The organism is Shewanella vesiculosa (assembly GCF_009994065.1).
Taxonomy (GTDB): Bacteria; Pseudomonadota; Gammaproteobacteria; order Enterobacterales; family Shewanellaceae; genus Shewanella; species Shewanella vesiculosa.
Map to the genome: position 1 here is coordinate 83,379 of NZ_JAACSD010000013.1, position 20,996 is coordinate 104,374.

At 41.7% G+C, this 20,996-nt stretch carries 23 protein-coding genes; 12 read left to right on the forward strand and 11 right to left on the reverse strand.

The window, feature by feature from the left end:
* Nucleotides 1-10: 10 nt before the first annotated feature.
* Nucleotides 11-571, reverse strand: a complete 561-nt coding sequence (locus GW828_RS14750; RefSeq protein WP_420542439.1) for a thioredoxin family protein — start codon at nucleotides 569-571, stop codon at nucleotides 11-13.
* Nucleotides 572-669: 98 nt separating this feature from the next.
* Here GW828_RS14750 and GW828_RS14755 point away from each other — a divergent pair, with 98 nt between their 5' ends.
* Nucleotides 670-1,287 (forward strand): LysE family translocator, encoded by a 618-nt coding sequence (locus GW828_RS14755; protein ID WP_124017849.1) that lies wholly within the window; start codon nucleotides 670-672, stop codon nucleotides 1,285-1,287.
* A 145-nt stretch (nucleotides 1,288-1,432) separates the two neighbouring features.
* Here the strand turns inward: GW828_RS14755 and GW828_RS14760 are convergent, their stop codons facing one another.
* Nucleotides 1,433-1,759 carry a DUF3144 domain-containing protein gene (locus GW828_RS14760; RefSeq protein WP_124017850.1) on the reverse strand — a complete coding sequence of 109 codons (327 nt, stop codon included), beginning with the start codon at nucleotides 1,757-1,759 and terminating at the stop codon, nucleotides 1,433-1,435.
* Between the two features lie 72 nt (nucleotides 1,760-1,831).
* The gene (locus tag GW828_RS14765) at nucleotides 1,832-2,383 is read right to left on the reverse strand and encodes a prepilin-type N-terminal cleavage/methylation domain-containing protein (protein WP_273058522.1); all 552 of its coding nucleotides are present in this window, start codon (nucleotides 2,381-2,383) and stop codon (nucleotides 1,832-1,834) included.
* Nucleotides 2,384-2,474: 91 nt separating this feature from the next.
* Between GW828_RS14765 and ung the strand changes: the two genes are divergently transcribed.
* Nucleotides 2,475-3,137, forward strand: a complete 663-nt coding sequence (ung, locus tag GW828_RS14770) for a uracil-DNA glycosylase (RefSeq protein WP_273058461.1) — start codon at nucleotides 2,475-2,477, stop codon at nucleotides 3,135-3,137.
* Nucleotides 3,138-3,247: 110 nt separating this feature from the next.
* Here ung and ispB read toward each other — a convergent pair whose 3' ends face one another.
* Nucleotides 3,248-4,219, reverse strand: a complete 972-nt coding sequence (gene ispB / locus GW828_RS14775; RefSeq protein ID WP_124017853.1) for an octaprenyl diphosphate synthase — start codon at nucleotides 4,217-4,219, stop codon at nucleotides 3,248-3,250.
* A 404-nt stretch (nucleotides 4,220-4,623) separates the two neighbouring features.
* On the opposite strand from ispB, the gene rplU reads away from it, so the two are divergent.
* The 7 genes from rplU to GW828_RS14810 all read left to right on the forward strand — a co-directional run bounded on the left by rplU (nucleotide 4,624) and on the right by GW828_RS14810 (nucleotide 8,825).
* Complete coding sequence (rplU, locus tag GW828_RS14780; RefSeq protein WP_124017917.1) at nucleotides 4,624-4,935, forward strand: 50S ribosomal protein L21; 312 nt, start codon at nucleotides 4,624-4,626, stop codon at nucleotides 4,933-4,935.
* Between the two features lie 16 nt (nucleotides 4,936-4,951).
* The gene (rpmA, locus tag GW828_RS14785; RefSeq protein WP_011638531.1) at nucleotides 4,952-5,206 is read left to right on the forward strand and encodes a 50S ribosomal protein L27; all 255 of its coding nucleotides are present in this window, start codon (nucleotides 4,952-4,954) and stop codon (nucleotides 5,204-5,206) included.
* Nucleotides 5,207-5,407: 201 nt separating this feature from the next.
* Nucleotides 5,408-6,574: an Obg family GTPase CgtA gene (cgtA, locus tag GW828_RS14790; protein WP_124017854.1), complete on the forward strand. Its 1,167-nt coding sequence runs from the start codon at nucleotides 5,408-5,410 to the stop codon at nucleotides 6,572-6,574.
* 20 nt (nucleotides 6,575-6,594) lie between these two features.
* Entirely contained in the window at nucleotides 6,595-7,353 is a 759-nt protein-coding gene (locus GW828_RS14795; RefSeq protein ID WP_124017855.1) for a threonine/serine exporter family protein, read from the forward strand.
* Complete coding sequence (locus tag GW828_RS14800; RefSeq protein WP_124017856.1) at nucleotides 7,353-7,823, forward strand: threonine/serine exporter family protein; 471 nt, start codon at nucleotides 7,353-7,355, stop codon at nucleotides 7,821-7,823. The genes GW828_RS14795 and GW828_RS14800 overlap by 1 nt, the downstream gene beginning before the upstream one ends.
* A 19-nt stretch (nucleotides 7,824-7,842) precedes the next feature.
* Nucleotides 7,843-8,325 (forward strand): type 3 dihydrofolate reductase, encoded by a 483-nt coding sequence (gene folA, locus GW828_RS14805; protein WP_273058466.1) that lies wholly within the window; start codon nucleotides 7,843-7,845, stop codon nucleotides 8,323-8,325.
* Between the two features lie 95 nt (nucleotides 8,326-8,420).
* Nucleotides 8,421-8,825 (forward strand): DUF3718 domain-containing protein, encoded by a 405-nt coding sequence (locus tag GW828_RS14810; RefSeq protein WP_124017858.1) that lies wholly within the window; start codon nucleotides 8,421-8,423, stop codon nucleotides 8,823-8,825.
* Nucleotides 8,826-9,305: 480 nt separating this feature from the next.
* Here GW828_RS14810 and GW828_RS14815 read toward each other — a convergent pair whose 3' ends face one another.
* The 7 genes from GW828_RS14815 to lptD all read right to left on the reverse strand — a co-directional run bounded on the left by GW828_RS14815 (nucleotide 9,306) and on the right by lptD (nucleotide 18,289).
* Entirely contained in the window at nucleotides 9,306-11,327 is a 2,022-nt protein-coding gene (locus GW828_RS14815; protein ID WP_124017859.1) for a methyl-accepting chemotaxis protein, read from the reverse strand.
* Between the two features lie 152 nt (nucleotides 11,328-11,479).
* Nucleotides 11,480-12,298 (reverse strand): symmetrical bis(5'-nucleosyl)-tetraphosphatase, encoded by an 819-nt coding sequence (locus tag GW828_RS14820; protein ID WP_124017860.1) that lies wholly within the window; start codon nucleotides 12,296-12,298, stop codon nucleotides 11,480-11,482.
* A gap of 3 nt (nucleotides 12,299-12,301) precedes the next feature.
* Complete coding sequence (apaG, locus tag GW828_RS14825) at nucleotides 12,302-12,682, reverse strand: Co2+/Mg2+ efflux protein ApaG (RefSeq protein ID WP_124017861.1); 381 nt, start codon at nucleotides 12,680-12,682, stop codon at nucleotides 12,302-12,304.
* Nucleotides 12,683-12,730: 48 nt separating this feature from the next.
* A complete protein-coding gene (rsmA, locus tag GW828_RS14830) occupies nucleotides 12,731-13,537 on the reverse strand; it encodes a 16S rRNA (adenine(1518)-N(6)/adenine(1519)-N(6))-dimethyltransferase RsmA (RefSeq protein ID WP_124017862.1) in 807 nt (268 codons plus the stop codon).
* A gap of 9 nt (nucleotides 13,538-13,546) precedes the next feature.
* Nucleotides 13,547-14,530 carry a 4-hydroxythreonine-4-phosphate dehydrogenase PdxA gene (gene pdxA / locus GW828_RS14835; protein ID WP_124017863.1) on the reverse strand — a complete coding sequence of 328 codons (984 nt, stop codon included), beginning with the start codon at nucleotides 14,528-14,530 and terminating at the stop codon, nucleotides 13,547-13,549.
* Between the two features lie 9 nt (nucleotides 14,531-14,539).
* Complete coding sequence (gene surA, locus GW828_RS14840) at nucleotides 14,540-15,844, reverse strand: peptidylprolyl isomerase SurA (protein WP_273058472.1); 1,305 nt, start codon at nucleotides 15,842-15,844, stop codon at nucleotides 14,540-14,542.
* Nucleotides 15,845-15,988: 144 nt separating this feature from the next.
* Nucleotides 15,989-18,289, reverse strand: a complete 2,301-nt coding sequence (gene lptD, locus GW828_RS14845; RefSeq protein ID WP_182698690.1) for an LPS assembly protein LptD — start codon at nucleotides 18,287-18,289, stop codon at nucleotides 15,989-15,991.
* A gap of 143 nt (nucleotides 18,290-18,432) precedes the next feature.
* On the opposite strand from lptD, the gene GW828_RS14850 reads away from it, so the two are divergent.
* From GW828_RS14850 to djlA, 3 genes are all read left to right on the forward strand, one after another.
* The gene (locus GW828_RS14850; RefSeq protein WP_182754193.1) at nucleotides 18,433-19,461 is read left to right on the forward strand and encodes an aminoglycoside phosphotransferase family protein; all 1,029 of its coding nucleotides are present in this window, start codon (nucleotides 18,433-18,435) and stop codon (nucleotides 19,459-19,461) included.
* Nucleotides 19,458-20,141, forward strand: a complete 684-nt coding sequence (gene murU / locus GW828_RS14855) for an N-acetylmuramate alpha-1-phosphate uridylyltransferase MurU (protein ID WP_182742080.1) — start codon at nucleotides 19,458-19,460, stop codon at nucleotides 20,139-20,141. Before GW828_RS14850 ends, murU begins: the two co-directional genes overlap by 4 nt.
* Nucleotides 20,142-20,206: 65 nt before the next feature.
* Entirely contained in the window at nucleotides 20,207-20,980 is a 774-nt protein-coding gene (gene djlA, locus GW828_RS14860; protein ID WP_182754196.1) for a co-chaperone DjlA, read from the forward strand.
* The last annotated feature ends 16 nt before the right edge of the window (nucleotides 20,981-20,996 follow it).

Genomic DNA, 20,996 nt, shown 5'->3' on the forward strand with positions numbered 1-20,996 from the left:
GGATGATAATTTACTGGGCGACTAGAGATAACGCTTGATAAAGGTCATCGATAATGAGCGCTTTAGGCAACTCAATCCCTTTTGGGTAGCTAGGGCCATACACTTTATTAAACGGCGTACCAGCAACAGCCTGTTGCCCCATGTATTGCTCTATGACCGCATCGGCATGGGTCCAGTTACCTTGCATGAGGATAATATGCTGTTGGTTTAATTGGTTTACGACTTGTTCACGGTGAAGCACATTGGCTTTATTGGTCTGGCAGGGCACACACCAATCAGCTGTGATATCAACAAACACAATATTGCCCTGTGCAACATAAGAGGCAATTTTTTCGGGCTGTAGCGGCTGCCAACGAAGCATTTGGTAAGCTTGATAGTTTTCACCTTTATTAATAAAAGCGAGCACACCAGCAAAACAGATCCCCATAAAAAGGAGCATGACAATAATCAGGGTCGGAATCGATTTACCTTTAATTTTAGCCCTGATGAGTAACACCACGGCACTAAAAATAACCAAGAGTAATATCATCATTAATGTCGCCATAGGTTTCCCCTGTAAATACGTTATCATACCCATCCTTATCAGCGGCGCTACACTAGCAGCGCATGCTTAACTGGTTGTTAAAATGTATTTTGCACAAATTAGGTGACTACAAGTAGAGGAGTTTTATGACGTTAAGTACTTGGCTGGGATTATTGGCGATATGTTGTTTGGGGGCGATGTCCCCAGGCCCCAGTTTAGCCATGGTGGTGCGGCATACCCTTGGCGGTGGCCGATTACACGGTATCGTCTGTGCTTGGGCACATTCAATCGGTATTGGTGTCTACGCTCTGGTAACTCTATTGGGGTTGGCAGCAATATTAAAAGCATCGCCGGTTATTTTTAATACCATCGCGGTAACTGGAGCGATTTACTTAGCTTGGATGGGGATGCAAGCACTTAGGTCTAAAGGCGGAATGCAGCAAAAATTGGCGGCGGGTCAACCCACAAGTCTGTGGATTGCAGCAAGAGATGGTATGGCTATTTCATTATTTAATCCCAAAATACTCCTGTTCTTTTTGGCTTTATTTAGTCAATTTGTATTAGCAGCTCAGACTGCTATTGGCCAAGGTTTAATTGTGTTTACGCCATTAATCGTTGATGGATTATGGTACACCATTATTGCGTTTTTGTTGTCTCATTCTGCCGTGTTGCCTAAGTTACGAAATCAGGCCAAATTAATTGATAGGCTTTCAGGTGTGGTGTTAATTTTACTCGCAATGAGGGTGATTTATACTCTGCTGTAATATCTGAATTTTGCGACTATAAATAGTCATCATGATATCGGCTAGGATGAACCGTATTGCTGACGGTGCAAAATCAGTCAGTTATGAACAATAATGCCTAGCAATAATCTGTTAGGCATTATTGTTATAACGCGTCATATGCTGGTTAAACGCCTTTAAACATTTGCACGCTGTCATCGCTTTCTGGCTCTTGTTGCTCTGCAGCAATAGGAGGATTAGCGATGTGGTCTTCTAAATTCTCTTTTAACATTGCTTTAAATTCATCAGAAAACCAAGCGAGTGCATGATCTTTTTCCGCAGCAAGATTAGCTGATTTAATCGATGCTTCAAACGCATTAAAACGAGCAGAGGCAAATCTCATTGCGGTACCGACTTTGCCAATATCATTTTCTTGTTGGCTAAGTTGATTGGCTAAGGCAATAAATTGGTCAGCTATTTGATACATTGTTAATTCTGTTTTGGCTTCAGACATCATATCCACTTTGTTGGTGAGTTAATTTTCCAATGAGTGTAACGTCTTTATTTGAAAATTTCAGGTAAAAAATTAGCTATCAGGATTTGAATCTATCAAGACCTCGCCGTTACGCGAATCATAGTATATGGATACCAGTGGTAGTAAATTGTAGTAATAACGGCACTGATCTGGATTGATATATTCAGCTCTATAATCCGATATATCCTTATCTGCACTAATTGAAACACTTGGGCCATCTTGTAATAGCGTAGGCCAGACTGAGAGGCAGTCGTTATTATTATCCAGTCTTGGCGAAGCCTCGTAAGGTGGGTAATTCTGTGCTGGATAACCCCATTGGTTGATATCAAGTTGGCCATCGGTTCCAGCTTGATTGAAAATCGCTAAATTATCTGCCGGGCCAGAATACCCCATGGCTGCCCATTTCATGTGCGCTAGGGTTATTGCTGACGAAAACGCCCCACCAGTGACTTTTACCGTAGCGATTTTAGCATCTCTGCCGATATCAACAAATTTTGGTAAGGCAATCATTGCGATAATCCCAAGTATGATGATAACAACGACGAGTTCAATAAGGGTAAAACCATTTTTAGGGGTGTTTTTGTTATTATGTAATGGCATCATATTAGGCATAAAAGTGATTAATCTGTTGATAGTAAACTAAAGACTGAGCTGTTCGCTAATTTATCGCTAACTTTTTGAAGGAATACATTAGATGACTTCCCATTGGCAAACCTTGTTTGAACAACAACAATCACAGCCATATTATCAAGATTTGATGCACTTTATTGCCTCACAAAGGGCCGCTAATAAGGTTGTTTATCCACCGGATGATGAAGTGTTTGCTGCTTTTAATTTAACGCCCTTGTCAGCGGTTAAAGTCGTGATACTAGGGCAAGACCCTTATCATGGCCCAAATCAAGCTCACGGGCTGTCTTTTTCGGTTAAGAAGGGCATAAAACCACCGCCTTCATTGGCTAATATCTATAAAGAGTTAGCCAATGACATTGACGGCTTTGTGATCCCAGAACATGGTGATTTAAGCGCTTGGGCTAAGCAAGGGGTGTTGTTACTCAATACTGTGTTGACAGTAGAGCAGGGGTTAGCTCATTCACATGCTAAGGCGGGCTGGGAGACATTTACCGATAGTGTGCTGAAGTGCTTAGATCAACAAGCATCACCAATCATATTTGTGTGTTGGGGCAATCACGCAATTAAAAAAGGTCGATTGATTACCGCACCTCATCATCATGTGATGAACGGCCCGCATCCATCCCCCTTATCTGCTTATCGTGGTTTTTTTGGTTGTCATCATTTTTCAAGTATCAATCAATTATTAATTAACCAGGGTAATAAACCGATAAATTGGCAAGTGTGATAACAAAAAAGGTGTGAATTTATATTCACACCTTTCTCAATACCGTTAGTCATAAAATCTTGTCATCAGAAAACCACTGTTTATGGTAATTGTTGAGCTCTTGATGATTGCTAACTACTGCGATTAACCGATAAGTGAGCCAATGAAATTAATGCCTGTTTGTAGTCATTATCAGGAAAAACCCCGAGTGCATCAATGGCTTTTTGTGCTTCAGCTTGCGCCTTTTCTTGGGTGTAAACTAATGCACCAGACTCGCCCAATGCCACTAATATCTCATCAATAGCTTTAGTACCGTCGCTTTGTTCAATCGCGTCTCTAATCAGCTTTTTAGCAGTATCAGACCCATTTTCCATAGCATATATCAGCGGTAACGTCGGTTTACCTTCGGCGAGATCATCACCGATGTTTTTGCCGAGTTCGTCGGAGTTAGCCGTGTAATCAAGTAAATCATCGGTTAACTGAAACGCCGTACCTAGGTATTTGCCGTAATTGGCTAATGCCTGTTCTTGTTCCGGGCTGACATTTGCTAATACGCCGGCTAATTGAGTTGCCGCTTCAAATAATTTAGCGGTTTTACAGTAGATAACCCGCATATAGTTTGCTTCGGTCGTATCGGGATCATTACAGTTCATTAACTGTAATACTTCGCCTTCAGCAAGTACATTAGTCGTATGGGCTAAGACTTTAAGCACTTTCATGCTGTCAAGCTCGGTCATCATTTGAAATGAGCGAGTATATAAAAAGTCGCCAACCAGCACGCTTGCACTATTACCGAATAACGCATTGGCAGTTTCACGGCCGCGACGCAGTGTTGACTCATCAACAACATCGTCATGCAATAAAGACGCGGTATGAATAAATTCGATAATCGCAGCGAGTTTTAAATGATGCTCGCCTTGATAGCCAACAGCTCGGGCGGCCAATACAGATAATAACGGACGTAAACGTTTACCACCGCCATTGATTATGTAAAAGCCTAATTGATTAATTAGGGCTACATCAGATTCAAGTTGTTTATATATCAGCTGATTGACTGCTTGCATATCAGTGTCAGCCAGTTGACGAATGGCGTTTAAATCCATAATAGTCTCTGGTTGTTGGGCGACAGGCTTTGCACCCTTAATTAGTCATATCGAATTAGAGCGCATATCTTACAGGATATTAGTGCTATTTTTCAAAGTATGTATTTACACAATTGCGCTTACATTATCCTGATTTCGCGATAGTTTGCTGGATTATTGCCAATTTACCTATAAAATTTAGGCATAGATTAACTCAAACATGTTAACTAAATTTTAAAGAAGGCACATTAGCTATTAATGAATAGTGTGCAGTAATAGGGTCTTTTTTATTTGATAGTGAATTAGCACTTGCCGGATGATAATTCTTCGCGTAGAATCCGCGCCCATTGTCATTAAAAGTTTTTTAGCACCTAGTCTCGTCAATAATATGAGTTAGTGTGTTAGTCATTTGGAGTAAAATAGCCATGTATGCTGTTTTTCAAAGTGGCGGAAAGCAACACCGTGTTGCTGAAGGTCATACAGTTCGTTTAGAAAAATTAGAAGTTGCTACTGGTGAAACCATAGAATTCGATCAAGTTTTATTGATCGCTGATGGTGAAACAGTGCATGTTGGTGCTCCTTTAGTTGCTGGCGGTAAAGTCGTAGCTGAAGTAGTTGGCCACGGTCGCGGCGACAAGGTAACTATTATCAAGTTCCGTCGTCGTAAGCATCACGACAAGAAGATGGGCCATCGTCAATGGTTCACCGAAGTTAAAATCACTGCGATCAGCGCATAATTTAGGAGTCTAACTCATGGCACATAAAAAAGCTGGCGGTTCTACTCGTAACGGCCGCGATTCAGAAAGTAAACGTCTTGGTGTTAAACGCTTTGGCGGTGAATCAGTTCTAGCTGGTAACATTATCGTTCGTCAACGTGGTACTAAGTTCCACGCTGGTGTAAACGTAGGTATTGGTCGTGACCATACTTTGTTTGCATTAACAGACGGTAAAGTAAAGTTTCAAGTTAAAGGTCCTAATAATCGTAAGTTTATTAGCATCGAAGCTTAATTCTTTCTAAGCTAGATCTCGAAAGCCCTGCCTATGGTGGGGCTTTTGTGTTTTTTATATCATTAAACTGTTATAGGATAGTTTGATGATTTTGTTTATATGCAGTAGGCGATATCGTGATGAATGCTATCTTCAGCGCTTTCCTGCAAAACTCAGTTATTTGGGTTTATAATTACAGATTAAGTGGCGTCAGGAGTCAGTATGAAGTTTGTTGATGAAGCGAATATTCGCGTAGAAGCAGGTGACGGCGGAAGCGGTTGCGTGAGTTTTAGACGCGAAAAGTATGTCCCAGATGGTGGCCCTGACGGCGGTGACGGTGGTGATGGCGGTAGTGTATACCTACAAGCTAATGAAAACCTTAATACGCTAATTGATTACCGTTTTACTCGTTTCCATATGGCTGAGCGCGGAACCAATGGTCGTGGTCGTGATTGTACCGGTCATGGCGGCAGTGATTTAGTTCTTCAAGTACCTGTAGGTACTCGTGCTATTGACCAAGAAACAGAAGAGTCACTTGGCGATCTTACTTCGCATGGACAAAAGCTTCTCGTTGCTAAAGGTGGTTTCCACGGTCTAGGTAACACTCGTTTTAAGAGCAGTACTAACCGTGCTCCGCGTCAAAAGACCTTAGGTACTCCAGGTGAAGTTCGTTCAATCAAGCTTGAACTTTTATTGCTTGCTGATGTAGGTTTGCTCGGTATGCCAAATGCTGGTAAATCGACTTTTATACGCTCAGTTTCACGTGCAACGCCTAAAGTGGCTGATTATCCGTTCACAACTTTAGTACCAAACCTTGGTGTGGTGAATCCGCGTCCAGGTCAAAGCTTTGTTATTGCTGATATTCCTGGTTTGATTGAAGGCGCTGCAGAAGGTGCTGGTTTAGGTATTCGTTTCTTAAAGCATCTTGAACGTTGTCGCATGTTATTACACATTATTGATATTGAACCTATCGATGGTGTTGACCCTGTCTATTCAGCTCGCGCTATTGTTGGTGAACTTGAGAAGTACTCTCCAAAGCTTGCGGCAAAACCGCGTTGGTTAGTCTTCAATAAAACCGATTTGCTGCTTGACGAAGAGTTACAGGGTAAAATCGATCGCATCGTTAAAGAGCTAGATTGGCAAGGAGATGTTTATACTATGTCTGCTTACAATCGAACCGGTACTGAAGAGTTAAGCATTAAGATGCTCGACTACATCAGAAGTTTACCGGCTATTGTCGAAGAAATAACGCCAGATGCTGATGTTGAATTTAAATGGGATAATTACCATAGCGCTGAAGATGAAGTCGTTAATGAAGATTATAATGATGATTTTGACGATGATTTTGATGATGACGATTATGATGTAGAAGTGATCTATCAACGTTAATAGACTCATTTGAGGATATCGTGTACGAAGATAGCCAAAATGAAATTACCCGCCTTGTAGTGCGTTGTGCGCAACTACTGTTGGCTTATGGTGCTGAGTCTGATCTTGTTGAAGAGATTAGCCAGCGCCTAGGTAAAGCACTCGGTCTTGCTAGCATTGAGATATCAATTTCATCTAATGCATTAGTTCTGACCAGCTTAGTACACGGTCGCTGTGTCACGACCACTCGTCGTATTCGTGCTCATGGCATTAATATGACGGTGATTTGTGAATTACAGCGAATTTGTATATTGGCAGAAAAAGGCATTTATGGTGCCAATGAAGTTCGCCGCCGCCTCGCTCATATTACCCCTAAAACTTATCCTGCAATCGCCGTAGTCCCTATGATTGGTTTGTCATGTGCCAGTTTCTGTCATTTATTCGATGGCGACATGATGGCATGTTTAATCACATTTTTTGCCTCGTCGATTGGCATGATGGTGCGGCTTTTTCTAGCATCGCGCCATTTCAATTTATTGGTTAACTTTTCGATTACAGCATTCATTATTACTGTTGTTGCCCAAGCCGGTTATATGTGGCCAATTACCCATACTCCCCAAGTGGCAATGGCCGCAAGCGTATTAATGCTGGTGCCTGGATTTCCGTTGATTAATGCTATTTCAGATATGGTTAAAGGTCATATGAACGTAGGCATTTCTCGCTGGGGTCATGCAACGTTATTAACATTAGCTTCTGTTATCGGTATCACCATCGCCATGCAATTGGGGGGGATTTTCTAATGCTTGAGCTGATTAGTTTGTTATTGCATGACGCTTTTTTTTCCGCGATACCCGCAATTGGTTTTGCCATGGTGTTCAACGTTCCCAAACGATATTTACTCTATTGCGCTCTTGCTGGTGCGATAGGTCACAGTTCTCGAACCTTACTAATGCAATTTTCAATGCCGATAGAATGGGCGACATTTGCAGCCGCTGCAATTGTGGGCGTCGTGACGATTCGGTTTGCAAAGCAACATTTAGCCCCACCATTAATGTATGCTGTCGCAGCTATTATCCCTATGGTGCCAGGTACTTATGCATTTAATACCGTGATTGCTCTGATTCAACTGACCGCCCAAAGTCAAGTCAGCCCTGAACTCACTGCACAAGTCATTTTAAACGGCTTAAAAACGGTATTTATTTTAGGTGCGCTTGCCGTTGGGCTCGCGTTACCAAGCTTACTCTACTATCGCACCAGATCGATTATCTAACCACAAGGATTCTGCCTCAATGCGTATTGCAATGATTGCCGCAATGGCCAACAACAGAGTTATCGGCAAAGACAATAAAATGCCATGGCATTTACCGGAAGATTTACGTCATTTTAAGGCGATGACCTTGTCTAAACCTGTGGTAATGGGTCGTAAAACATTTGAATCAATTGGGCGGCCATTACCCGGTCGACATAATATCGTCATAAGTCGTAACAGCCAGCTGAGTATTGATGGCGTGACCTGTGTTCAAAGCTTTGATGATGCTGTTGCCGCTGCTGGCAATTGTGACGAAATAGTAGTCATTGGTGGTGGTCAGCTTTACCAACAATTATTACCCAAAGCTGATATTTTATATCTTACGTTAATCGATCTTGATGTTGATGGTGACACCTTGTTTCCTGATTGGGATGATGGATCTTGGCAATTACAGAATTCAGTAAATGCAACAAACGACAAAGGATTGCAATATAGCTTTAACACTTTACATAAAAAGTGTTAAATTAGGCGTGTTTAACCCTGAATTAGTTTGACAGCGATCTAAAATATGATCTCTATACATAGCTATATAACTATAAAAAAATAAAGGAGTGTCAGATGCGTCTATTGCCTGTAGCTATCGCAGCCCTGATTGGATCATCTTTTGTATCAGTACCTGCTATTGCCGATACAGATCAATTAGTTGCAAATATTTGTGATTATGTGAAATCAGATGATAAAAACCGCTTACGTAAAAAAATGAAAGAGAGCCGTGTTAAATTACGTAACGTATACTCCAGTATTTCTTGTGATGGCAGCAGTTTATTGCGTACTGCCTACAAGTCGAACGCGGGTAATGTGGGTGAATTTATTGCTAAACGTATGCCATCATCAGATCTTGCTGCTCCAGAAGCTGACGGTAAAGCTATTTTAGATTGGGCTTCTGCCAATGGTTACGATGCAAGCGAAATAACAACAGCGATCAAAGACCGTCTTGGTGGTGGTGCTGAGTCAGATGATTAATCATCTGAGTATGCAGTAACATAAAGCGAACCAGAAATGCCGATAAGTAATTATCGGCATTTTTTATGTCGGTAATTTATGAGCAAGCTTAAGAGTTTTATTTCGATTAAAGCTCATTTTAGTGTGCTATTTAACCTTGGTTGGGAATATAAACATATATCTAACTCTTCTCAGTCTCGCCAGCTGCATTGATTTGCAATAGGCTACATTGAGTATGAGTTTGATAAGAGCTAGGCCAAATGTTGCTATTAAGCTTTACTGATTCGATCCCTAAACTTCAGTTGCGGTTATTTTTAACTGTTATATGTTCGACTATAGTGAGTTAATCTATTTTTAGCTGTTATATGTCAGACTAAAGTGGGTTAATCAATGTGATAAACCAGCGCTACCATAGATTAGGGTTAACCTTGCATTTGATATTGATAGCAATAAAAAAGGCCCCAGAGGGACCTTTTATTTATTTGAGCATAATGGTATCAATTAAACCTTAAACTCGCGTACAGAGGCTTGTAGCTCTTCAGCAAGCATTGCAACTTGATGACTTGATTGTGCAGTTTGATCGGCACCGATTGAGGTTTCTTCTGAAATCGATGCGATATGTTCAAGTTTTTCGGAAACTTGTTGGCTAACGATATTTTGCTCTTGCGCAGCATGGGCAATATGATTACCCGAATCATAGGCTCGGTGAACCGACTTACTGATAGTTTCGAGGGCAATATTAGATTGCTCGTTCTTTTCAACGCAACTGTTGGCTTGACCTCGACTTTGCTCCATTACTGCAACCGCTTCCTGAGTGCCGACTTGTAAAACTTCAATCATTTGCTGAATTTCACTGGTTGAATGTTGTGTACGTGATGCTAAGTTACGAACCTCATCAGCAACAACCGCAAAACCTCGGCCTTGTTCACCCGCTCTTGCTGCTTCAATCGCGGCATTTAGCGCCAGTAAGTTGGTTTGATCGGCAATCCCACGGATTACGTCTAAGATAGAACCAATCGATGCACTGTCTGAATGAACCTTATTAATAACAACACCGGCTCTGGCGACTTCTTCTGCAAGGGCAATAATGGTATTTTTGCTTTCTTCTGCAAGGGTACGCATGTGCTGGGTTTCATTGTCAGCTTGCTTAATCTCATTGAGTGCTTGATCTGCGCTCATTGACACTTGCTGTGCACTTGAGCTCAACTCAGTCGTCGCAGCAGCAACTTGATCGACTTGGCTCTTTTGTTCTTGAATACCTATCGTTGTTTGCGAGGTAATGGCAGAGGTCTCTTCAGCTGCAGCCGCTAATTGGTTCGAGCGATCGACAATACCAATAATAAGACTGCGTAGGCTGTCGACTAAGCGATTACAGTTTTTAGCCAATTCGGCAAACTCATCGTGACCTGTGTCATCTAATTTATGAGTTAAGTCACCTGATGCCAATACATTAAGGGCTTTATTGACTTTTTCTAACGAATTAGTCAGTGGTTTAACAACCGCAATACTAACGATAATAGCGACGACAATTGCCATTAATACCACTATTAGGGTTTTAATCGCTGCGGAATCAATAATATCTAACGCCGAATTACTGATGTCACTTGCGAAAGTATCGATTGATTTTGCCAAAACAGTCATCTTCTTGTTGACGTCTTTGGCGGAACTTTGAGTTTCTACAAGCTGTTTAGCCGCGGCAAACTCATGACTTAATTGCTGCTGTTTAAGAGCAATAATTGAGTCATTACCCTTTAGCAAAGTAAATACTTTTGCGCTTTCAGCAGTTAAATCTTCTAAAGTTGAACTGTTTACAACACCGTTACCTTTAGTGTTGATAAAGTCTAATTTGGTCGATGCTTCGCTGACCATGTAATCGAGTTCTTTAATGATTAAGTCATATTTGCTTTGTTCAGTTGTCGCCACTAAATCATAAATTGTGGTAATGATATTGATGAATGTACTATCGATTACACTGGCGGTTGCGGCTAAACTGCGTTCAGTTTCGTCCTCGCTAGTTTCTAGATCGATAATATCTAACAGAATCGATGAGGAGTCATCCGCTGCGTTTTCAAGATTACTGCGCATCTTAAGTAATTGTTCTTGTAAAGTAAGCGCACTTAGACGTTCAAGAAGCATCTTTGTGGCATTGGAACCATACAAAGTATAGCTTTTATTTAATGCCGCTAAGGGGGCTGAAAGCTGCGTCTGTTTACTGACTAAGTTGTTTAAGCTACTGAGGTCTTGTTTAAAGGTGTTATCTAAATCTGATAACTGTTTTTTTATGGCAGGAATTTGGGATGAACGAGTACTGTAATAAGCCAGTAGTGCTTCAATTTGTTGCGAGCTTAAGTTTTCACTTAAAATGCTCGTTCTTTCAAGCGCAGGTAAACTGATAGTGTTAAGAATCGTCGCTCCATCTTTAATTCTGTCATTACTCAGCATGGTTACACCACCGAGTACTATCAATAACAGCGTCACCACGGTAAAACCGCCAATGACTCTGGTCGCTACATTAATTTTCATACAGTACTCCGGCTATTATTATTTGATCCTGATTTTTCTGGTGTGTGCTGTTGCATGTCATCATATCGAATTTATTAGAGGGTGATTGTTTCTCAGGCAAGCGTAACAAATTCTACATTTAGTTATCGGCTAAATGCTACTTTAGTTTAACGTTAAACTAACCTTTTTTGGGTAATATTTTCATTCTTTTCAAGATGCCATAATGTGAGGTGCTCTCCCCAGCAACAACCAGTATCTAATGCCAGAATTTTCTGGTTATTTGTTTGCCCCATTAATGCTGCCCAATGTCCGAAAACTAAGGTGTTTTGTGGCACTATTTTCGATGGGAATTCAAACCATGGGCGTAAATCTGATGAGTGTTGTTTGCTGGGCGGCAATTTACACTTAAAATCAAGACTTCCATCTAAGTGCAAGAATCTCATTCGAGTTAAGGCATTGATACAGTAACGTAGCCTAGCTATACCTGCCAGTGCTGGCGACCATTGTTCGGTATCGTCGCTATACATTTGGCCAATTAATTCGCTTAAATAATCATCTTGCTGTAAAGCTATGCTCACTTGTTTTGCTTCACGCTCAACTATGGCCAAGTCCCATTGAGGGGGAACACCGGCATGCGTCATGATGATATTGTGTTCGGGTAAGGTCCGAATCAAGGGTTGTTGACGAACCCAAGTGACCAAATTATCAATATCAGGTGCATTGAGGAGTTCGTCAAGATGATCGTTGGGATTAGGTCGCTTTAATTTTCCGTGCAAAGCTAGCAGATGTAAATCGTGATTACCGAGCACCACTTTTGCAGAATCTTGTAAGGATTGAAAGAAACGCAGGGTTGCAAGTGACTCAGTTCCCCTGGCAATAAGATCACCTACGGCCCAGAGTTGGTCTTTAGACGGATTAAAAGCCACTTTTTGCAGCAGTAGTTGTAATTCTGAATAACAACCTTGAATATCGCCAACAAAATAGTTAGCCATAAGTTATTGAAATATCCCAGGAACCGCTAGACGAAAAGGTGGGATTGCGACTAAAAAACGCTCTCCTTTATGATCTTCCATACCATAAAAACCTTGCATAAAACCGACTGGCGTTTCCATTACAGTACCACTGGTATATTGATATGCGGTATTCGGAGCAATGGTCGGCGTTTCGCCCACAACACCAGGGCCTTTGACTTCATTTTTATCGCCGTCAGCGTCGGTGATAATCCAATGACGGTCTTTTAGAGTTACTTTGTTATCACTCAGATTGATAATGGTTATCGTGTAGCTAAAGAGGTATTTATTATCGGCAACATCAGATTGTTGTTCTAAATATTGGGTGTCGACTTTAATTTTTATCGGTGATTCAACTTGGCTCATATTAGATCCTAAAGCAAAAGGGCATGCTCAATACGCATGCCCTTATATTTAATCTTTTTTGTCACACAGAAAATTAGCCATTGTGACGTATTGCTCGACGCTAATTTGTTCGGGCCGCAAACTAGCATCAACTTGTAACGTAGCAAAATCGTCGTCTGACAATAATGTTTTTAAATTATTACGTAATGTCTTACGGCGCATATTAAATGCGGTAGTCACTAAGTGCCTTAATACATCAACATTTTGACATGGCCAAGGCTTGACTGCATAAGGCAATAATCTGACGACTGCAGAATCCACTTTAGGGGCAGGAGTGAAGCTGGTTGGCGGCACTTCTAGTACAGGAACCACTTGGCAATAATATTGTGCCATTACCGTTAAGCGGCCATATGCCTTGTTACCAGGGCTAGCCGATAAACGTAATACGACTTCTTTTTGCAACATAAAATGCATTGTTTCTATTTGTTCAGCAAACTCAAACAAATGAAACATCAAGGGCGTTGAAATGTTGTAAGGAAGATTTCCAAACACTTTCATTTTTTTGCCAGCTTGTTGCAATTGGTTAAAATCAAACTGCAATGCATCACCTTGGTGAATGGTCAGTTTGTCTTTTAGTGTTGGATGATATTGTAGGCGCTTAACTAAGTCGCGATCTAATTCAACAACCGTGAGGTTATCAATCATGTCTGCAACAGGTTCAGTTAAGGCACCTAGGCCAGGTCCAATTTCGACCATCACATGATTATTATCAGGCGCAATAGCCCCGACTATGCTACTAATCACGCCTTGATCAGTTAAGAAGTTTTGTCCAAAACGCTTTCTGGCCGTATGGCCTAAATGTACTTTATTACTCATTAAAATGGGTTACTTACTTTTTGAGGCCAATTCGATGGCTTTGTTTAATGCACAGGTAAAACTGCCGCTATCCGCTTGGCCACTGCCGGCTAATTCTAGCGCGGTGCCGTGATCGACTGAAGTACGGATATAAGGTAAACCTAAGGTGATATTGACCGACTTGCCAAATCCTAATGATTTAAGCACAGGTAATCCTTGGTCATGATACATGGCTAATACCACGTCAGCTTGTTCGAGATACTTAGGTTGGAATAGCGTATCGGCCGGTAAGGGGCCAACAATATCCATACCTTGTTCCCGTAGCTCGTTGAGCGCAGGTATGATGGTATCAATTTCTTCACGGCCTAAATGGCCATCTTCTCCTGCATGTGGATTGAGTCCGCACACATAAATTTTAGGTGAGCCTAAACCAAACTTACTGACTAACTCGCGATGTAAAATGGTAATAATATGATGCAGTCTATCACGGGTAATCGCTTTAGCGACATACGCTAAAGGAATGTGAGTCGTCATCAATGCCACTTGCAAGCCTGGAGCGGCAAGCATCATGACAACATCAGCACAGTTAGCTTGCAGTGCAAAAAATTCGGTATGACCACTAAACGGAATACCCGCTTGGTTAATAATGCCTTTATGCACTGGCCCAGTGACGACGGCGTCGAATTCATTCGACATATTTCTCTCACCGGCGTAACGCAAGGTTTCTACTACATATGCACTGTTTGCTTCATTCAACACACCACATTTAGCTTCTTCAGCTAATGCAAAAGGCGCAATGGTTAATGTTCCTGCGGCTTGAGGTTTTGGTGGTTGTGATGATTGGTAAGGCATAAGTTGCAAGGGTAATCCAAGCATTTTTGCTCGCGTCATGAGCAAATCAGGATCGGCGCAAACAACTAACTCAACAGGCCAAGCCTGTTGAGCGAGTTTGATGACTAAGTCTGGACCAATACTTGCTGGTTCGCCTGGTGTTATGGCAATACGTTTAGTCATTAATTATGCTTAGCCTCGTTTGCTTTCTGGCTCAACGATTTCGATATACGCTTCTGAACGCATTTCGTCTAACCAGGTTTGTAGCTCTTCATTAAACTTACGACGGAAGATTAATTGATGAGCACGGTTGCTATTAAATTGTTCTGTAGCGTCTGTTTTACGGCGAGCTTCAAGTTGGACTATATGCCAGCCATGCGTTGAACGGAACGGTTCACTGTACTGACCTTCTTCAAGGCTTGCTAGAGTTTGTGAAAACTCTGGCACATACATGCTTGGGTCTGCCCAGCCTAATTCACCGCCTTTAGCTGCAGAACCAGGATCTTCAGAGTACTGACTGGCTAATTTAGCGAAATCAGCATCACCGGCACGCACTTGAATTAAAAAGTTGGCTAACATCGCTTTAGCACGCTCTTCCGATAAAATCGGTGAGGGCTTTAATAGGATATGGCGTGATTTTACTTCTTCAACTTCTTGAGTTTGTAAGCCACGAGTATCGACTACTTTGATAATATGAAAACCTGACCCCGATTTAATCGGACCAATAATGTCACCTTTTTTAGCTGTACTAACCACTTCAGCAAATAAGGTTGGCATTTCATTGATGTTCATAAAGTCCCAGATCCCGCCTTCTAGCGCTTTTGGACCCGAAGACGATGCAATAGCTGTGCTACGGAAATCATCACCGTCATTTAAGCGTTTAAGGACGATATCTGCACGGCGACTAGCACTTTCAAGTTGTTCACTGGTTGGGTTACTTGGTACTTCAATCAGGATGTGACCAATTTGAAACTCAACATCTTTTAAACCTTGTTCCTGAATCAGTTTCACTAAGCCGGTAATTTCTTGCGGCGACACCTGAATTCGGCGTTGTACTTGAATACGCTGAATTTCACCTAGGGTGACTTCTTGACGTAACTGTTCCCGATATTGACTAAAGCTAGTGCCTTCGCTCTCAATCGATTGGCGCATCTGTGCAACCGATATTTTCTGCTCTTTAGCAATATTTTCAATTGTTTGGTCTAATTGTAAATCGCCAATTTGCAAACCGATACGTTGAGCTGTTTGCATTTGCAAATGGGTTAAAATGAGGCGTTCTATAACCTGAGTACGCAAGGCGTCATCAGAAGGCAACGTTTGATTAGCCGATTTGGCATTGGCTTTGACTGTGGTAATCATGTTGCTGATTTCACTTTCAAGAATGATACCGTCATTAACTTGTACCGCTACGCGATCTAATGGTATTGGCTCAGCAATACTGGTGTTGCTTATAGCCAGTGCTAGTAATGCAAAAATTATTTTTTTACTGTGTTTCATCCACAAAATCCTTGGCACATTCGATTCAATATAAACTGGCAATAGATCGCCAAAATAAGGTTACTACATCATACTCAACAGCATGTTTGTTGTTATTGGACTATGAGTTTATCGCTAGGTTCAGCAATCTATCACAAAAGATTGTTAATTCCTCAAGTAAAGTGGTTTACGGTAGTTAAATAAGCCTTCATTTAACATGTCGTCGACTCCTAATGGACCCGATCCGCCTAAGCCTTTAATCACAAAGTTTAGATAAACACCGCTCTCAAACTCTTCACGTCCGTCAATGGCGGCTGACAAATCATCATCGTAGTTTGTTTTAATTCGGTAATGATAACTCAGACGCAATGCCCAGCAACATGACTCATACTGCACGCCTGTATAAGTTTCAATACTACGAGATTCATTAAGGTCATAATAGTAGTTACCAACAAAATATAAGTTGTCACTAAGAGGCCAAGATGTTCTTACGCCTGCTTGAGAAATATCAACTTTATCATTGGTATTGGTATTGAGTAAGTCTGGAACAAAGCGATAGCTTAACTGTAATAATTTGTCATTACTTGGACGATAATCCAAGGTGACTTCATTCTTTTTATTCTCACCCGTTTGAGTGTCGTGCTGAACCGAACCACTGATAAACCAGTCATTATATAACTGAGCATCGAGTTCTGCTGCTAATACCGACGTCGACTGCGTTGTTTCTTCATAGGTATCATCAATGCTGACTTTTGAGTCTTGTAAATACATAATTTGACCTACGCTAAACTTCATTTTTTCGCGGTTAGCTTGGTCAAATAAACGGGTGGTGAAGCCCAAGGTAAACTGGTTAGCATCTGCCACACGATCTAAGCCTGAATATTGGCGATCGCGGAACAAGCCATAATAGTCTTCTTGTAATTGCGCTGTGTCATAAATACCAATATTGGATTGGTCTTCATAGCCGACATAAAGGTATTGAATTTGCGGTTCTAGGGTTTGACGGTATTGTTCGTCAAACATTTGGGTAGCTCGCTCGAAATTAACCTGACCATGTAAACGCGCTTGCGGAATAGTGCGGCTTACGCTGTTATCTAAGGTTGAATCGGGATCGATATTTTGCTGCCAATACTGGGTTTGCAGTAATTTAACTTCACTGGTAAACGAGCCCGCAGGCCCTTGAATTGGCCAGATTAAGCTAGGCACTAAGTGTAAGCGAGTCGCGGTATTGTAGTCATTATCTTGATGACGAAAGTTGGTCAGTTCAGAGTTAAACTTAAAGTCGATAGAGTTAAAAATATCGGCAGCACGATAGTTAAAGTTTAACTGTGGCATCACTTGATAGGGTTTTTCATCTTCACCAAGTACTTTAATGTCTTGTACGCGCATATTGAAATCCCAGTTACGTTCAAAATAACTGGCTTCACCAATGCGTGATAACTGGTTGTCGGTTGAACGGTTAACGTCGGAATTTAAATCGTTGAAATAATTGTTATCAGACACATCGGTATAGTCTGATCTGACGCGCCAGTTTTTATTGATGGCCCCTTGATGACTCCAATGATACAAATATCGGTCAGCGTTTGAGGTTAGCTTACTATCATTACTTAAGTATTCGACATTGAACTGGCCGTTTTGTTGCTCACCGGCAAGATAGCGAAATTGAGTTTTGGTATACAACCCACGTGATGACATGAAATCCGGAGTGAAAGTAAGATCAAACTCTGGCGCAATATTCCAATAATAAGGGGTACTGACTTCCACACCGTTAGTGGTACTGGTACTGAAACTTGGGAATAAAAAGCCTGTTTTACGTTTATCAGATACCGGTACTGTCATATATGGAATATATAGCACTGGAATGTCTGCAATACGCAGCTTGGCATTCCAAATCTCACCCCATTCTTCTTTACTGTCAATTTTGATCATGTCCGCTTCAAGCAGCCATGATTCATCACCTGGAGGACAGGTTGAAAAGTTAGTTTTGGTCAGTAATAAATTATTGTCTGACGTAATCTGTAACTTTTCAGCATCGCCATGAACTTGTTGGCCATGCAACCAATACTGTGCGCCTTTTAAGGTGGCGTTATTGGTACTCATTTGAGCTTCTAGTGTATCGGCCGTAACGGTAAATAACTCATCTTTAAATATTAGGTTGCCGTTAGCATTTAAGCGTTGTTGCTTTTGATCTAATACGGCATTGTCAGCCGCAATATGACGAAACCCTTGGCTGAAACTAACATCGCCCGAAAATTCGGCTTGCTCATTATAAGAAACAGCAGAGTGATCACTAATGATAACAATCTGATCGTCAGAAATACCGGTTAATGCTGCACGATCTTCGAATGAACGAGAAACAGGTGGCGCAACAACGCATTGTAGCGCAGGCGCTTCGGTCGTTGTTGGCTCATCAGCCAACACGATATTTGGGAGTAGGCTTAGTGCCAGAAAATAACGGATCTGCATTGTTGTCAATAATTTATGAATTCTGATTCCGGAAAGTTTTGGAGAGAAAAAGATACTCAGCTAGATGAAACATTCCATTCTTTAGCTGTTTCCAAATGTTATGCTGGCTATAATAAAGCAATTTTTAGTTAAGAGCCATTGAGATGATTTTATCTGACCCAAGATTTGTTGCGTTAAGTAACTGGTTAAACCAATATTTCGGCGATAACGTTGCCATTAGTTTGATCTGTGGTGATGCCAGTTTTCGACGTTATTTTCGTATTCAGTATCAAGGTAAGCATTATATTGTCTCTGATTCGCCCATTGATTTAGTGCCTATCGCGCCTTTTGTAGCGATTGCAAAAGCTTATCATCATGCTGGGTTATTGGTACCCGAAGTACTTGCCACCTGCGATGACTATGGCTTTGTTTTGCAAACTGATGTGGGCGAATTACAACTGTTGTCGGTGCTGAATAAAGCTAATGTGAGCGACTATTATCAGCGCGCATTAAACTTATTACCCATTATTGCATCCGTGACCGAGACCCAAGATGGTCCGCTGGCTGATTATGACGCTGCTTTTGTGATGCGAGAGTTAGCGATTTTTGTCGATTGGCTTCTGAAAGAGCATTTAGATTACTCGTTGACGGACAATGAACAGGCAATGATTGAGTCGACCTTTAATGCGTTAACCGAAAATGTCCTTGCACAGCCTCAAGTCGGTATGCATCGTGATTATCATAGCCGTAATTTACTGATAAATAATCAAGCCTTAGCGGTGATCGACTTTCAAGATGCCGTCTATGGCGCAGTCACTTATGATGCTGTCTCTCTGCTACGTGACTGTTACGTGCGCTGGCCTGACGATATCGTTAATCCGTTGATGAGATATCATTATCAACTGGCAATTGATCATCAATTGATGAGTGACGATGTAACGTTTTCAACTTATCAACAATGGTTTGATTTAATGGGCATACAACGCCACATTAAAGCCGCAGGTATTTTTGCACGTTTATACCATCGTGATGCCAAGCGCGGTTATTTGGCTGATATTCCATTAACCTTACAATACGTTGCTGATATTGGTATGCAGTACTCACAAATTGCTGAATTTAGTCAATGGGTTAATAAGGTGATTTTACCGCGAGTAAACCGTAAAAGTATTGATGAGGCGGTAAGCGAAGCATGAAAGCAATGATTTTGGCTGCGGGGCGTGGAGAGCGTTTACGACCTTTAACCGACACCTTACCTAAACCGTTAGTGAGCGTTGCCGGTAAACCATTAATAGAATATCACATAGAGAAACTTGCTTTGCTGGGGGTGAGTGACATAGTGATCAATCAGGCGTGGTTAGGGCATAAATTACCTGAAATATTAGGCGATGGAAGTCGTTGGGGAGTGAAGATCCGTTATAGCGATGAAACCACTGCGTTAGAAACGGCTGGCGGTATCAAGCACGCATTACCATTATTAGGTGATGAGCCCTTTTTAGTCATCAACGGTGATATATTTATCGATTACTTGCCCGATGTCTCGTTAGCTTATCGAAAGGTTATCCAAGCTGAAGCGGACGCGTTTTTATGGTTAGTTGATAATCCAGCGCATCATCCGCAGGGGGATTTTGCTATTGATGTGAATGGCCAATTAACGGTTGATGATGAGCCAAAGTTAACCTTTGCTGGCTTGGGCATTTACCATCCTCGATTATTTATAAACTTACCCGAAGGTAAACAAGCCTTGGGACCTGTGCTGAAGCAATCAATGAGCCAGCAGCGGATACAAGGTGTGCATTTTAAGGCTTATTGGTGCGATGTCGGGACGATTGAGCGACTAGAACAACTGCAGAGTCGATTACTGGCTCAAGATTAAGGCATGCGAGCGCGCCTAAATGCGAAGCGCGACATATTAATTATTTAACCGTAGTGGAAAACAACATGCGAATTTGGGGTAAAGTTTTTGGGTTTATCATTGGGTTTATGTTTGGGCGTTTCTTTGGGGCTATTTTAGGCTTATGGTTAGGCCATGCTTATGACAGACGCCAAGGCTTAAGCGCGTTAATGCGTAAAGGCGGTGAGCGTCAGGCGATGTTTTTCAACTCTACATTTGCCGTCATGGGCCATGTAGCTAAAGCCTCTGGGCGAGTGACTGAAACCGACATCCGTATTGCGGCCATGTTAATGGATCAAATGAAGTTATCGGGACAATCGCGTATTGATGCGCAAACAGCTTTTCGCCAAGGGCGCCAAGCTGATTTTGATCTGTTACAGCAGCTTGAGTTGTTTCGACAAGCCACTCAAGGCCGAGCTGAGTTAGCGCAGATGTTTTTAGAGATCCAAATTCAAACTGCATTATCTGATGGTGAGTTACATGCCAATGAGAAGCAAATTTTATCCGCTATTGCCAATAAGCTTGGTCTTGCTGCACAACTTGATGTGTTACTGGCTCGTTGGCAAGCTGAATTCAGTCATCATCAGTCGCCGCAAGGTAATAAAATGCCGCTGACTGATGCTTATGTACTCCTCGGCGTATCAGAGTCTGCAAGCGATCAAGACGTTAAGCGTACTTACCGCAAACTGATGAACGAACATCATCCTGATAAGCTTGTTGCAAAAGGCTTACCAGAAGAAATGATGGAGCTTGCCAACACTAAAGCGCAAGATATTCAAGCTGCTTACGAGCGAATTAAAACTTCACGTGGAATGCGTTAGTAATAGGCTCAATGCC